At 45.5% G+C, this 13,325-nt stretch carries 14 protein-coding genes; 12 read left to right on the top strand and 2 right to left on the bottom strand.

Features of this window, described 5'->3' with window-relative positions; genetic code table 11:
• The first annotated feature begins 6 nt into the window (after window positions 1–6).
• The 7 genes from H9625_RS03320 (at window position 7) to H9625_RS03350 (ending at window position 5,103) form a co-directional block, all read left to right on the top strand.
• Complete coding sequence (locus H9625_RS03320) at window positions 7–621, top strand: DUF2975 domain-containing protein (RefSeq protein WP_191762999.1); 615 nt, start codon at window positions 7–9, stop codon at window positions 619–621.
• Window positions 622–803: 182 nt separating this feature from the next.
• Window positions 804–1,448 (top strand): DUF2975 domain-containing protein, encoded by a 645-nt coding sequence (locus tag H9625_RS03325; protein WP_191763000.1) that lies wholly within the window; start codon window positions 804–806, stop codon window positions 1,446–1,448.
• Window positions 1,449–1,474: 26 nt separating this feature from the next.
• Window positions 1,475–2,125, top strand: a complete 651-nt coding sequence (locus H9625_RS03330) for a DUF2975 domain-containing protein (protein ID WP_191763001.1) — start codon at window positions 1,475–1,477, stop codon at window positions 2,123–2,125.
• 14 nt (window positions 2,126–2,139) lie between these two features.
• On the top strand, window positions 2,140–2,592 hold the full coding sequence (locus H9625_RS03335; protein ID WP_191763002.1) for a DUF2975 domain-containing protein: 453 nt from the start codon (window positions 2,140–2,142) through the stop codon (window positions 2,590–2,592).
• A gap of 13 nt (window positions 2,593–2,605) precedes the next feature.
• Entirely contained in the window at window positions 2,606–2,839 is a 234-nt protein-coding gene (locus H9625_RS03340; RefSeq protein WP_191763003.1) for a hypothetical protein, read from the top strand.
• 8 nt (window positions 2,840–2,847) lie between these two features.
• Window positions 2,848–3,057 (top strand): helix-turn-helix domain-containing protein, encoded by a 210-nt coding sequence (locus tag H9625_RS03345; protein ID WP_191763004.1) that lies wholly within the window; start codon window positions 2,848–2,850, stop codon window positions 3,055–3,057.
• 198 nt (window positions 3,058–3,255) lie between these two features.
• On the top strand, window positions 3,256–5,103 hold the full coding sequence (locus H9625_RS03350; protein ID WP_191763005.1) for a DEAD/DEAH box helicase: 1,848 nt from the start codon (window positions 3,256–3,258) through the stop codon (window positions 5,101–5,103).
• 290 nt (window positions 5,104–5,393) lie between these two features.
• Here the strand turns inward: H9625_RS03350 and H9625_RS03355 are convergent, their stop codons facing one another.
• Together H9625_RS03355 and ruvB are read right to left on the bottom strand one after the other, a co-directional pair.
• Window positions 5,394–6,875: an oligosaccharide flippase family protein gene (locus tag H9625_RS03355; protein WP_191763006.1), complete on the bottom strand. Its 1,482-nt coding sequence runs from the start codon at window positions 6,873–6,875 to the stop codon at window positions 5,394–5,396.
• 114 nt (window positions 6,876–6,989) lie between these two features.
• Window positions 6,990–8,015 carry a Holliday junction branch migration DNA helicase RuvB gene (ruvB, locus tag H9625_RS03360; RefSeq protein ID WP_022040144.1) on the bottom strand — a complete coding sequence of 342 codons (1,026 nt, stop codon included), beginning with the start codon at window positions 8,013–8,015 and terminating at the stop codon, window positions 6,990–6,992.
• Window positions 8,016–8,115: 100 nt separating this feature from the next.
• Between ruvB and H9625_RS03365 the strand changes: the two genes are divergently transcribed.
• From H9625_RS03365 to H9625_RS03385, 5 genes are all read left to right on the top strand, one after another.
• A complete protein-coding gene (locus H9625_RS03365; RefSeq protein ID WP_191763007.1) occupies window positions 8,116–8,901 on the top strand; it encodes a 4Fe-4S binding protein in 786 nt (261 codons plus the stop codon).
• 151 nt (window positions 8,902–9,052) lie between these two features.
• Window positions 9,053–10,198: a tRNA 2-thiouridine(34) synthase MnmA gene (gene mnmA, locus H9625_RS03370; protein WP_191763008.1), complete on the top strand. Its 1,146-nt coding sequence runs from the start codon at window positions 9,053–9,055 to the stop codon at window positions 10,196–10,198.
• 147 nt (window positions 10,199–10,345) lie between these two features.
• Window positions 10,346–11,452: an OmpA family protein gene (locus H9625_RS03375; protein ID WP_087249024.1), complete on the top strand. Its 1,107-nt coding sequence runs from the start codon at window positions 10,346–10,348 to the stop codon at window positions 11,450–11,452.
• A gap of 87 nt (window positions 11,453–11,539) precedes the next feature.
• Window positions 11,540–12,652 (top strand): site-specific integrase, encoded by a 1,113-nt coding sequence (locus tag H9625_RS03380; protein ID WP_087249023.1) that lies wholly within the window; start codon window positions 11,540–11,542, stop codon window positions 12,650–12,652.
• Between the two features lie 174 nt (window positions 12,653–12,826).
• Window positions 12,827–13,261 (top strand): hypothetical protein, encoded by a 435-nt coding sequence (locus H9625_RS03385; RefSeq protein WP_087211935.1) that lies wholly within the window; start codon window positions 12,827–12,829, stop codon window positions 13,259–13,261.
• Window positions 13,262–13,325 lie beyond the last annotated feature (64 nt).

The following is a 13,325-nucleotide window of genomic DNA, read 5'->3' on the forward strand; positions in this document are numbered from 1 at the left end:
ACGCTTATGAAAACCGTACGCATTTTAGGAATTATCGTGATATTGGCGCTGATAGGAGGTGCTCTTAAAGATGCCATTCCCGGATTTATAGACGGGTGGAATGATGCCGAAACCGATTCCCAACTGGTCTTGCCTGCCGACTTTAATTCGGTGTCTTTATCGGTAGAAGGATATAAAGACGGGGTTCCCGATAGCCTGTTCAACCGGGCTATGCAAGCCAATGTGCCCTGCGAAGTGAATGGGGTGAACACCTACGTGAAGCATAATTCATGGGTACATGCCATGGGATTTGTGATTCTACCTGTTATATTGCTCGTCTTTTATGGAGTTTATTGTCTGATACGCTTGTTGATATCGGTGAGCCGGGGAGAAATATTGATTCGGAAGAACATACGCCGCCTGCGTTTCTTCATTTATCCGATAATGGCATTCTCTGCCTTGTACGAACTTCAGAACTATATCCTTTATCGGATTGCCACCAGCGAGCTGGTATCTTCCGGGTATGTGTTCGATGATTTCCACTTGAAATATTCGTGGACTTTCATGTTGGTGATAGCCCTCTTGACCGAGATTTTCGCCCAAGCGGTACGCATCAAAGAAGAGAACGATTTAACCATATAAATAAACACTTCCGTTCGGCCTGTTTGCTTGCCTTGAAAAGTAATATATACTTCATCGCCAGTTTCAGTACTACTGAAACTTCCATAGAAGATATATTCAATGGCAAACGCAGATATATTCGTTTGCGGAGGCATGTAAATAGGCTATAACGGGAATTTGAACAGCATTAAATAGTATATCTTATGAAATACATCAGCCTTTTAGGAATCATCACCATTATCGCCCTTTGCGCAGAGTTCGTTTTACAGATGTCTGGCGGAGATGCAATAGAAAGCTTTAATGCCGGACGTGAAACCGGAGCACAACAAGCGGAAAGTGGTGCAAGTTATGTCCATTCTTTCCTTCTTCCCGTAAAAGCCAAAGTCATTCCCGAAGGAATGGAGGGTGAAGCCACCTTGCAACTTGCGGATGGGACAAAGACCGTGCCCTATAGTATTGCCGAAGTAAAATGTGAAGTGCGCCCCAGCTGGTTCATTGCGATAGCTCTTACCTTCGGCTCTTTCTTTGTTGCCCTTATCGGCATCTATTCCATTTATTGCCTGATCCGCTTGCTGGTACGTGTGGCGAAACGTGATATTTTTTCCCGTCGTAACGTATACTGGATACGCTGGTTCGCCTACGTCAATGCCGGAGTTTACCTGGGATTGATGCTCTTCGAATGGTTGTTGGAGCGCGATGTGGTAAGCCAGCTCCGTATTCCGGGCTATCAGGTCATCGGCATCGAACATACCGTTTACGATTTCAGTTCCTTCTTTGTCATCGTCTTACTGGCAGAGGTCTATGCCGTAGCGGTAAAGATTAAGGAAGAACAGGATTTAACCATTTAATTACACATTGCAAATTATTACGCCTTATGAAAAAAAGACTAAACCTCATCTGCTTGGGAATTGTGCTCGCCGTTCTTGTCTCCATGTCCTTCTTGTTCAGCACATTCTATTATGGTTTCAAAGCAGGGATTGACGCTTACGAACAAGGAGCGGCGGGAGTGGAAAAGCTTGACGTGACTTACAAAATGATTGGCACGATGCCGACCGATGTCATCACCAACGAAACCGCTACGGCTATCAATGAGAAAGACGGTTCCACCGTGTCTATTCTTCCTTTTATCAGCATGATAGGAGTTCCGAACGAGAAAGTGGATGCTACCGATTCCATATTCCTTTCATTGCTGGACTGGATGGTAATGATATGTTGCATTTATGCCATTGTCCAATTTGTCAAAATGATTCGGAACATCCACCGCAACATCATTTTCGATTGGGCGAATGTGAAACGCCTGCGCCGGCTGGGCCTCTCGCTTATCCTCTGCTTCTGTTGCTCGTTGGTGACGTTCGCCATCAACAATCATTTAGTCTCTCAAGTGATAAGTTTGAAGGATTGTGACTTTTCCATTGCTTTCCAGTTTTCAGACCCGACATTGCTCATCGGCTTCACCTCCCTGCTGTTCGCCGAGATTTTTGCAATCGGGTTAAGGCTGAAAGAAGAGAATGATTTAACCATCTAAAAAACGGACCGCTTATGAAAACAAAACCCGATAAACAATTGGTGCAATATTGCGAAGCGCTGATGGTGCTTTCTGTATTTAGCGCAACATGCTTTGGCGTATCGAACATTTTCCCAATCTGCTACGAGTTGGGCAAAGACGCAAGTGAAACATTCATCTGGTTTGCCTTGGTGCAAGGCATAAAGGCATACGCGATGTTCTTCATCGCCGTTCTGACCTACTTTCTGGCACGCAACGTGCGGAACGGATTGGTCTTTACTTCAGCCAACCAACGCATTCTGCTTGCCATTGGCGGCTCGACCGTTATTTCCGGCGCGCTTATCAATGCTATTATCAACTGTTCTCCCCTTGAGATGCCGACCGATACCAGCCTGTTGCTCATCATCATCGGATTGTTCATCGTCCTTGTCTCGCTGATGTTCAAGATAGGCATCCGCATGCAAGAGGAACAAGACCTTACCGTTTAAACTCATTATGCTTATGAAACCGAAAAGCAACTATACCCGAGTAATGGCAGGATTTTACATCTTCCTGTGCCTTATCGCCTCGATGATTGTAGGCGAACTCATCTATTTTTTAGTGATAGTCCCATTGGTGCCCAAGCAGACTTGGCTTCCGCTCATGAATGTGGCTTGGGTTTATCTTGTGGTTGCTATCTATTACAAACTGACCCGCCGTTATACCAAATGGTGGAAGAAACTGGAAAATAAATAATAATGCCTATGCCGATAATAGTAAATCTTGATGTGATGATGGCGAAACGGAAGATTTCGCTGGGAGAGCTTGCCGAACGGATTGACCTGACACCGGCAAACCTTTCTATCCTGAAGACAGGAAAAGCCAAAGCGGTGCGCTTCTCTACGCTGGAAGCCATCTGCAAGGAACTGAATTGCCAGCCCGGCGACATACTGGAATACCAATCGGAAGAATAACCGATATTCACCACAGAGGTCACAGAGTATCACGGAGGAATAAAAAATGAAAACCCTGTGTGCCTCTGTATCCCTCTGTGGTGAAATAGCAACAGCAAGACACTTTCCTTCCTTTTTGTCAGCAAAAAAACGGGCAAACATACGTATATATCGTTAATTCTCTGTATCTTTGCAGCCGAATTAGACAGTTATAGATAAATGAAGACATTTGAAGAACTTGGCGTAGCTCCCGAAATACGCAAAGCGATTGAAGAAATGGGTTACGAGAACCCGATGCCCGTACAAGAAGAAGTAATCCCTTACCTGTTGGGAAACGGGAACGATGTAGTGGCTCTGGCACAGACCGGAACCGGAAAGACAGCCGCATTTGGTTTGCCGCTGATACAGAAAATTGACGTTAGCAACCGCGTGCCTCAGGCATTGATACTCTGCCCTACACGCGAACTCTGCCTGCAGATAGCAGGTGACCTGAATGACTATTCGAAGTATATCACCGACCTGAAGATAATACCCGTTTACGGAGGTTCGTCTATCGAGAGCCAAATCAAGAGCCTGAAGAAAGGCGTACATATCATTGTTGCCACTCCGGGACGTCTTATTGACCTGATAGAACGTAAAGTGGCGAAACTGGAAACCATCCGTGACGTAGTGATGGATGAAGCCGACGAAATGTTGAACATGGGCTTTACCGACAGCATCAACGCTATCTTGGAAAAGGTGCCCGAAGACCGCAATACCTTGATGTTCTCGGCTACGATGAGTCCGGAAATCTCACGCATTGCCAAGACCTACCTGCGTGACGCAAAGGAAATCACCATCGGCACGAAGAACGAAGGTACGAAGAACGTGCATCACGTGGCTTACATCGTGCATGCCAAAGACAAATACCTTGCCCTGAAACGTGTGGTAGACTTCTATCCGATGATTTACGGCATTATCTTCTGCCGTACCCGGTTGGAAACGCAGGAGATTGCCGACAAGCTGATACAAGACGGCTATAACGCCGACTCGTTGCACGGTGAACTGAGCCAGGCGCAACGTGACCTGGTGATGCAGAAGTTCCGCCAGCGTCATTTGCAATTGCTGGTTGCTACGGATGTGGCTGCCCGCGGACTGGACGTGAACGACCTGACCCACGTCATCAACTATGGCTTGCCCGATGATGTGGAAAGCTATACCCACCGAAGCGGACGTACGGGACGTGCCGGCAAGACAGGTATCTCTATCGCCATCATGAACCTGCGCGAAAAAGGTAAGATGAAGCAGATAGAACGCATCCTGAACAAGAAGTTCAGTGTTGAGACCTTGCCTACGGGACAAGCCATCTGCGAACAGCAGCTGATTAAGCTGGTAGACGATATCGAAAAGGTAAAGGTGGACGAAGAAGAAATCGAAGCATTCTTGCCGGGCATCTACCGCAAACTGGAATGGCTGAGCAAGGAAGACCTTATCAAACGCGTTGTTTCGATGGAGTTCAACCGCTTCCTGGACTATTACAAGAATGCACCGGAAATAGACCAGCCCAGTGCCAACGAAAAAGGAAAAGACAAGAAAGAGAAGAAAAAAGGAGAACGTCCGGAGCGCAGAGAGCGTTCGCGCAAAGCCGAAAAGGGTTATACGCGCTTGTTCATCAACTTAGGCAAGACCGACGGTTTCTTTCCCAATCAGGTTATCGAACTCATCAACCGTAACCTAAAGAAAGAGCGTATCGAAGTAGGACGCATCGACCTGATGCAGAATTTCTCGTTCTTCGAAGTGATTGAGGCACAAGCACCGAAAGTGGTAAGAGCCTTGAACAAGACGACTTACAACGGACGCAAAGTCGTAGTAGAAGTGGCAGAAGAAAACGAAGGCAAAAGCGATAAGAGTGGAAAGAAACACTCCAAGGAAACAAAAAAAGTAAAAGCCGACCGTAGCGGGGAGCGGACTGCACGAGCACCGAAACAGGAAGACGACTGGCGTCAGTTTTTCCAAGAAGACGGATTCTCGGATGTAGACTTTAGCGGAATGCCTGAGTGGGTAAAAAAGAAAAAGAAACGGAAATAACTTGATAACAAATCCTAACGAATAAAGGATGTGCTCAACAGTACATCCTTTATTCGTTAGGATTTATTTGATTTAAGAAGTTGGAAACTGTTTTGAATTTCTCCAAAAAGTTTTTCTCGTCTTGAGATTCGTTTTCGTGTGTGCTTTGGGCGATTCTTTGGATTCTTTCCGTTTCTGTTCTTCGTCAGATAGCCCGCTATCTGTTGATGCTTATAACACAGCATGCACAAATCTATACCGTACAGATATAGCCTGATGACGGTTGGGTAAAAACAGGAAGAAATAACTGCTTATCTTAATTTTTTTATTCTCAATCCCTTCAACAAGTCTTTTTTTACGATATAACCCGCAAAGCACAACAACAAAAGGGTATGAAACACCAGTCGCCAGATAATGTTTGTAATTGTCATTTCCCGCGCAATAATGTACAATACAGCGGCAAAAACCAGATAAACCGTCATGTCTTTCAACGGATAAACTACGGGGTATTTCTTCTGTCCTATCACATAGGAAAGCAGGGTGATAAGCCCGTATCCGGCTACCGAAGCCCAGGCGGAAGCCACATAGCCGTATCGCGGAACCAGCCAGATGTTTAATATCAGGATAACGGCACAACCGATGATGGAGAAATAAGCCCCCCACTTTGTCTCATCGGTCAACTTGTACCAGAACGATAGGTTGAAATAAATGCCTTTCAAGATTTCCGCTCCCATCACAATTGCCACGACACCCAGTCCTTCCCAATAGTCGGGTGCAATGAGATAGCGCAAAATGTCCATGTAGAACATTACCGCAAGAAAAGCCAGAAGCGAGAAGATAAAGAAGTATTTCATTGCCTTGGCGTACATTTCCCGGTTATCTCCTTCCTTGTTCTTGCCAAAGACAAAAGGCTCGTAAGCATAGCGGAAGGCTTGTGTAAACATCGCCATGACCATCGCCACCTTACTTGTCGCACTATAGATGCCCAGCTGCACCAAACCTTCTTGCCGGTCATCGAACAAAAATGGATAAATCATCTTGTCTACCGTTTGGTTTAAAATACCTACTAACCCGAATATCAGGATAGGGAATGAATAACTCACCATTTGCTTCATCAACGGGCGGTCCAACCGATAGGAAAAGCCTCTGAGTTCGGGGATAAAGAAGAACATCTGCACCGCCGACATGATAAGGTTGGATACGAAAATGTAACCCACCAGATAATCGGGGCGGTAGAACCAGCTGATTGTTTCGGGCGACACCTTATATATATAGGGGCACAACAAGAGGAAGAAAAGGTTCAGCACGATATTCCCGATGATGTTGAACAACTTGATGGCAGCAAACTTCATCGGTTTCTTCTGATAGCGCAAATAGGCGAAAGGGATGCACTGGAACGAATCGAGTGCCACTACAATCACCATCATGGCGATATAGTCAGGATGGTCGGGGTATTCCAGAAAGGCAGATAACGGATGGATGAACGCAAGGCAAAGCGCGACAAACAACAGGGATAATCCGCCCACAAACAACAGCGCATTGGCATACACATGTTTCGGGTCGGCATCGGTCTTGTTGGCAAAGCGGAAGAACCCTGTTTCCATGCCGAAAGTCAGCAATACCAATATCAGTGCCGTATAGGCATATACGTTCGACACTACGCCATAACCGCCCGATACAGCCGGGATGACCGCCGTATAGAGAGGCACCAGCAAATAATTCAAAAACCGTCCGACAATGCTGCTCAGTCCGTAGATTGCCGTATCTTTAGCCAATGATTTCAGTCCAGCCATAGATGTCAATTAGTTTATAATCTGCGCTCGTTTTATATTCACCACAGAGGACACGGAGAGATATTTTATTTCCTCTGTGATACTCTGTGCCCTCTGTGGTGAAATCAAACACGCTCAATCGAATAATGTTTTTTGTTCATTCCACCGGCTTCTGCCCAGATGCTGGTATGCCAGTTCGGTCACTTCCCGTCCGCGGGGTGTACGCTTCAAGAAGCCTTCCTTGATAAGAAAGGGTTCGTATACTTCTTCTATCGTGCCGGGGTCTTCTCCCAATGCCGTAGCAATGGTGGTCAATCCTACAGGACCGCCCCGGAACTTGTCGATGATGGTGCAAAGCAACTTGTTGTCTATCTGGTCCAAGCCGTAACGGTCTATGTTCAATGCCTCCAATGCGAACTGGGCAATCTTCAAGTCGATGCGTCCGGAGCCTTTCACTTGCGCGAAATCACGCACCCGCCGGAGCAAAGCGTTGGCGATACGGGGCGTTCCGCGGCTTCGCGAGGCAATCTCTCCAGCCGCTTCCGTATCACAAGGCACCCCCAGAATCTTAGCCGAGCGCAAGATGATTTTGGTCAGCGTGCTGTCTTCGTAGTATTCCAAGTGCAAGTTGATGCCGAAGCGTGCCCGCAACGGTGCGGTCAGCAAGCCGCTTCGGGTCGTTGCTCCTACCAGGGTGAACGGGTTTAAGTCAAGCTGGATGCTGCGTGCCGACGGGCCTTTGTCTATCATGATGTCTATCCGGTAGTCTTCCATTGCCGAATACAGGTATTCTTCCACGACCGGACTCAAGCGGTGTATTTCATCGATAAACAATACATCGTTCGGTTCCAGGCTGGTCAGGACTCCCGCCAGGTCGCCGGGCTTGTCCAGTACCGGACCGGATGTGACACGGAACCCTACGCCCAGTTCATTGGCAATGATGTTGCTCAGCGTAGTCTTCCCCAGTCCGGGAGGGCCGTGCAGCAATACATGGTCAAGTGCCTCGGCACGAAGCCGTGCCGCCTTTACAAAAATACGCAGGTTATCCACCACCTTATCTTGCCCGCTAAAGTCTTCAAACTGAAGCGGACGCAGCGCGTTCTCGAAATCACGCTCCTTTCCGGTAGGCTTATAATCGCGTATGTCGAACTGTTCTTCCATAATTTTCTTTCTGAATCTCATGCAAAGGTAATGAATAATCTGAGTTATTTTATTACTTTTGTATTATTTCAGGTGACAAGTTAACTAATCAATTAACAATATGACTACATTTCAAACCACACACATTGTTTATTTCTCGCCGACACATACCACAGAGAAAATAGCCCGTGCCATTGCCGAAGGCATCGGAATGGAAAGACGCATCGAAACCGACCTTACATTGGATGAATCTGTCTCTGCCATCGAAATCAATCATTCGCTGACCATACTTGCCACACCTGTCTACAAAGGACGTGTGGCACCTGTCGCCTTGCAACGCATGAAACGTCTGAAGGCCAGCGGCTCACCGGTAATATTGGTCGTCGTTTATGGCAACCGTGCCTATGAAGACGCACTGGTAGAATTGCGGGATATGGCTATCGAATTGGGATTTACGCCTCTGTCCGCAGGTGCTTTTATCGGAGAGCACAGCTACAGCACGCCGCAACGGCCGATAGCAGCAGGCAGACCCGATGCCGATGATTTGTACCAGGCAATGCAGTTCGGCAAAGACAGTTTGTCGAAGCTGGAACGAACAAATCTGCCGGTCCCTGCGTTTTATATCAAGGGAAATGTTCCATATAAACCTTTTATTACAGGAACACCTTCGGCTCCGGTTTGTAACGAAAACTGTTTTGTATGCGGAGAATGTGTGGAAGTATGTCCTACCCATGCTATCCGTATCAGTCCGGACGGTACCAGCATCGAGACTGATGTGAATCGCTGCATCCGTTGTTGTGCTTGCGTAAAAGTTTGCCCGAACGGAGCACGTGTTTACGATAACCCCTTTGCTGCATTCCTGCATGAAAACTTCAGCGCAAGGCGTGAACCGGAATTGTTCCTATAAGCAGACGCCTGTGCAGATAGGTGCGATGACAGGTGGAAATAGTTGGAACGTCCGTTGCATATATAATCAAAAAACATCCGCTTCCGGCTTCTGACGGAGAGAAGCGGGGTATAACTCCTTAACTCCTTTAACTTCTAAAAAAGAACAAAATATGACAAAAGACAAACGGGTATTGGTGGGAATGAGCGGAGGCATAGACAGCTCTGCTGCCTGCATCATGTTGCAAGAGCAAGGATATGAAGTGGTAGGTGTTACCATGCGCACATGGGACATCCCCTCACATTTTTCTTCCCCCGATCAGGAACAACCCAATGAAATAATCGAAGCACAACACGTGGCTGCCCGTTTGGGTATCGAGCATCATGTCGCAGACGTGCGGGAAGAATTTCGAAAAGTCATCGTACAATACTTTATAGATGAATACATGAAAGGACGTACGCCCAATCCTTGTGTGCTTTGCAATCCATTATTCAAAGAACGCATCTTGTGCGAATGGGCCGACCGTACCGGTTGTCAATGGATTGCTACAGGTCACTATTGCCGGTTGGAAGACCGGAATGGATTGCGTTACATCATTACAGGAGACGATCCGGTGAAAGACCAGTCGTATTTTCTTTGGAAGTTGCCGCAATCGATTTTAAAACGTATGCTGGTTCCTTTGGGTGGGATGACTAAGGAAGAAGTGCGCAATTATCTTGCCGGCAAAGGATTCGAAGCTAAGGCACGTGGTGGGGAAAGTATGGAGATTTGTTTTATCGACAGAGATTACCGGGAGTTTCTGCGCGAGCATTGTCCCGATATTGACGAAAAGATAGGGCCAGGATGGTTTGTCGATAGCAAAGGAATGAAATTAGGACAGCACCAAGGGTTTGCTTATTATACAATCGGCCAGCGTAGGGGATTAGGAATCGCACTGGGCGAACCTGCATATGTATTGAAGATCAATCCGGAAAAAAATACGGTAATGCTGGGAAACGTTGAACAGCTAAAGACGGAATACATGCTGGTAGAATCGCCCGAAACTCCCGATTTAAACGAGTTGCTTGCCTGCCCGAATTTATCTGTGCGTATCCGTTACCGGAGTCGTCCGATACCTTGCCAGGTAATCCTGTTGGATAACGGTTGCCTGTTGGTAAAATTCAATACCGAAGCCTCAGCTATCACGCCGGGACAATCTGCTGTGTTTTATGATGCCAACCGGGTATTAGGCGGAGGGTTCATCGCATCGCAACAAGGAATCCGAAAGATTTCGGCAGAAAATAGTTATAAATTCGATAAAAAGAACGGACAGATATGAAACAAAAGAAACTTTCTGTTTGTTTCCTATGTTAAAGAAAGACGATTAAATTTATAAAAAGCACCCCAAAAAAGTGCAAGCTATGCTTTTTTTTTATATCTTTACTTTCGGTAAGCAATATCTGTATAACACAAAAATAAAAAGATTATGAAACTAAGAAGAAACCTTACCGCACTCGTACTTGGATTAAGCACGATTGCAGCGTTTGCCCAAAGCGGCAACACAGAGACACGCCAGATTAAAGAAGAAGGCAAAACCGTATTTAACCCGCACTGGTTTATGCAGGTTCAGGCCGGAGCCTCACACACCGTAGGAGAAGCCAAATTCGGAGATCTGATTTCTCCGGCAGCTGCACTGAATGTCGGATATCAGTTTACCCCCTTATGGGGATTGCGTGCCGGTCTGAGTGGCTGGGAAGCTAAAGGTGCGTGGGTAAGCCCTGAAACTATTTACAAGTATAATTATTTGCAGGGAAATGTAGATGCTACACTTGACTTAAGTAATCTGTTCTGCGGTTACAATCCGACACGTTTCTTCAACGCGTATTTGTTCGGCGGTATTGGTGTGAACGGAGCATTCAACAACGATGAAGCCGTAGCCTTGAACGATGCCGGACACCGCTTGGAATATCTGTGGCGCGACAGCAAAGTAAATGTCGTAGGCCGTTTCGGCTTGGGCACGAACTTACGCATCAGCGACCATGTATTCTTCAACATCGAAGTGAATGCCAACACGATGTCTGATAAATACAATTCGAAGAAGGCAGGTAATTCCGACTGGCAGTTCAATGCTTTAGCTGGATTTACATTCAAATTCGGAAAAACTTATACAAAGACAGAACCTGTTTACTACGAGCCGACTCCTGTTCCTCCAACCCCAGAACCTGTAGTAGAAGAAAAGAAAGAAGAACCGGCTCCCGAACCTGTCGTTGTTCAACCGATGAAACAGAATATTTATTTTGTTATCAATTCATCCGAAATCCGCAATTCAGAACAGAGCAAAGTCAGTGCTCTTGCCGCTTACCTGAAAGAACACACTGACGCAAAAGTTTCATTGTGCGGATACGCTGACAAGAATACTGGAAATGCACGTATCAACAAGAAGTTATCAAAAGAACGTGCAGAAGCTGTAGCAGAAGCATTGAAAGCGCAAGGCATTTCGGCAGACCGTATTACCGTTGATTATAAAGGTGATACCGTACAGCCGTTCTCTACTATGGAAGAAAACCGTGTGACGGTTTGTATTGCCGAATAAAAACTATTCATTTTCTTAATTAGACTGTATCCTGTAGAAGTTATTACCTTTCTACAGGATACAGTTTTTTTATACTTGCAGTAAGTCATGGGAATCTTATTGTGTAAAAGAAAACTGAAAAATGGGCGCATTTCGCTCTATTTGGACTGTAATGTTGAAGGAAAACGTTATAAAGAGAACCTGGGCATCACCCTAGAAGCACCTGTAAGCAAGGAAATACGTCAGGCAAATTGTGCCAAATTGCAATTGGCTAAACTTTTACGTGCACAACGTGAAATCGATTATCTCCACAATCACTATTGGGCGAAACTGCCTCCATTATTTCACTCTCAGGTTAGAGAAGATGAAACGGCAGGCGAACCTTTACCCGACTTTTTCCTTGTATCGATAGGATACCTTAATATTTATCAGCCCAAAGATAGCCGTATGGTACAGGCTGCATTTTCATACCTCCGTCAGTTTCATCCTGCTTCTTTGCCTGTGAACCATATTACACATAGCTTTTGTACACGGTTCTTTCGCTTTTTACAAGAAAGATTGCATGGCAATACACCTGTCAATTACTTCAAGAAATTCAAAATGTGTCTGGATTATTGCGTAGAAGAAAACCTTCTGCCCTCTAATCCGGCAAAAGGCATCCGGCTGCCTCAATATAACGATGTGACTAAACAGATTTTGTCGCCTAAAGAACTGGTAAAACTTACTCTCACACCTTGTCGCAATCCGGAAGTGAAACGGGCTTTCCTGTTTTCGTGCCAAAGCGGATTGCGTTGGTGCGATATACAAGAATTGTGTTATAAGAATATAGACTTTGCACAACGCCATCTGATGTTGGTTCAAAAAAAAGTTGCAGGTCATTCACAAAAGCCTGTCTTGCATATCTATCTGAATGAAAATGCCATGAAACTGTTGCAGGAATCACAAGGTACTCCCGATGATTTCATTTTTCATCTTCCTTCCCATTCATATAGCTTGCGTATCATCAATGAATGGACCAGGCGTGCCGGATTGCGCAAACATATTTCTTTCCATTGTGCCCGCCATACCTTTATTACTTCCATTATGGCCAGGGGAGCAAGCATCAAGACAGCAGCTTCTTTGGCTGGACATTCCAGTACCAGGCATACGGAAAAATATATACACATCATCGATCAGCAGAAACAACAAGCGGTAGAAAGTCTTCCAGATCTTCCACTTTAAAACAGATTAGGTTTTCAGTGCTATCGAAGCTTTTTCTTTGGGCAACTTTAACACCATGATAGGTAAGCCTTGTTAGAAAGTGAAGAATTTTGAAAAAAAGACATCAATTTCTCGGGAAATCAATCTTTTTTATATACATTTGTGCCATGTAATAAATAAATTTAATACGAGTTTATGAATGAACTGAAAGTAAGCCTTAAAAGAATAGCCGAAGATGGCTTTACCCGCAACGACGAAATATTGGCAGACGAATCAAAAACATTGATTCCTCAGATGGGGTTCGAGTTGCTTTCTGATATTAATAAAAACATGTTGACCATTGTAGCGCATGTCGGTTATGTTACTCCTGCAAAGGAAGTTGGAGCAGCGTTACGCTTCCGATTCTCGCTAGAAGTGGACAGTTTGAGTAATCTGGAATATGTTACCAATCCGCAAAAGGGTACCCATCAATATAAGTTCCCTAATGGTTTCATCGAAGCAGTCCTTACCGATGTGTATGCTACTGCCCGTATACTGATAGCACAAAAACTGAGAGGTACACGTCTTGAAAACATTTACTTACCTTTTGGAGGTGCGGGCAGTTTGGTTCGCATGATGCAGAAGAAATAAGATAAATCTTTTTCTATAAGACAATAGCAGGAGACATAAACATTCGAATACTGTTATGCCTCCT

The sequence above is a fragment of the Phocaeicola intestinalis genome (assembly GCF_014837065.1).
Classification (GTDB): domain Bacteria; phylum Bacteroidota; class Bacteroidia; order Bacteroidales; family Bacteroidaceae; genus Phocaeicola; species Phocaeicola intestinalis.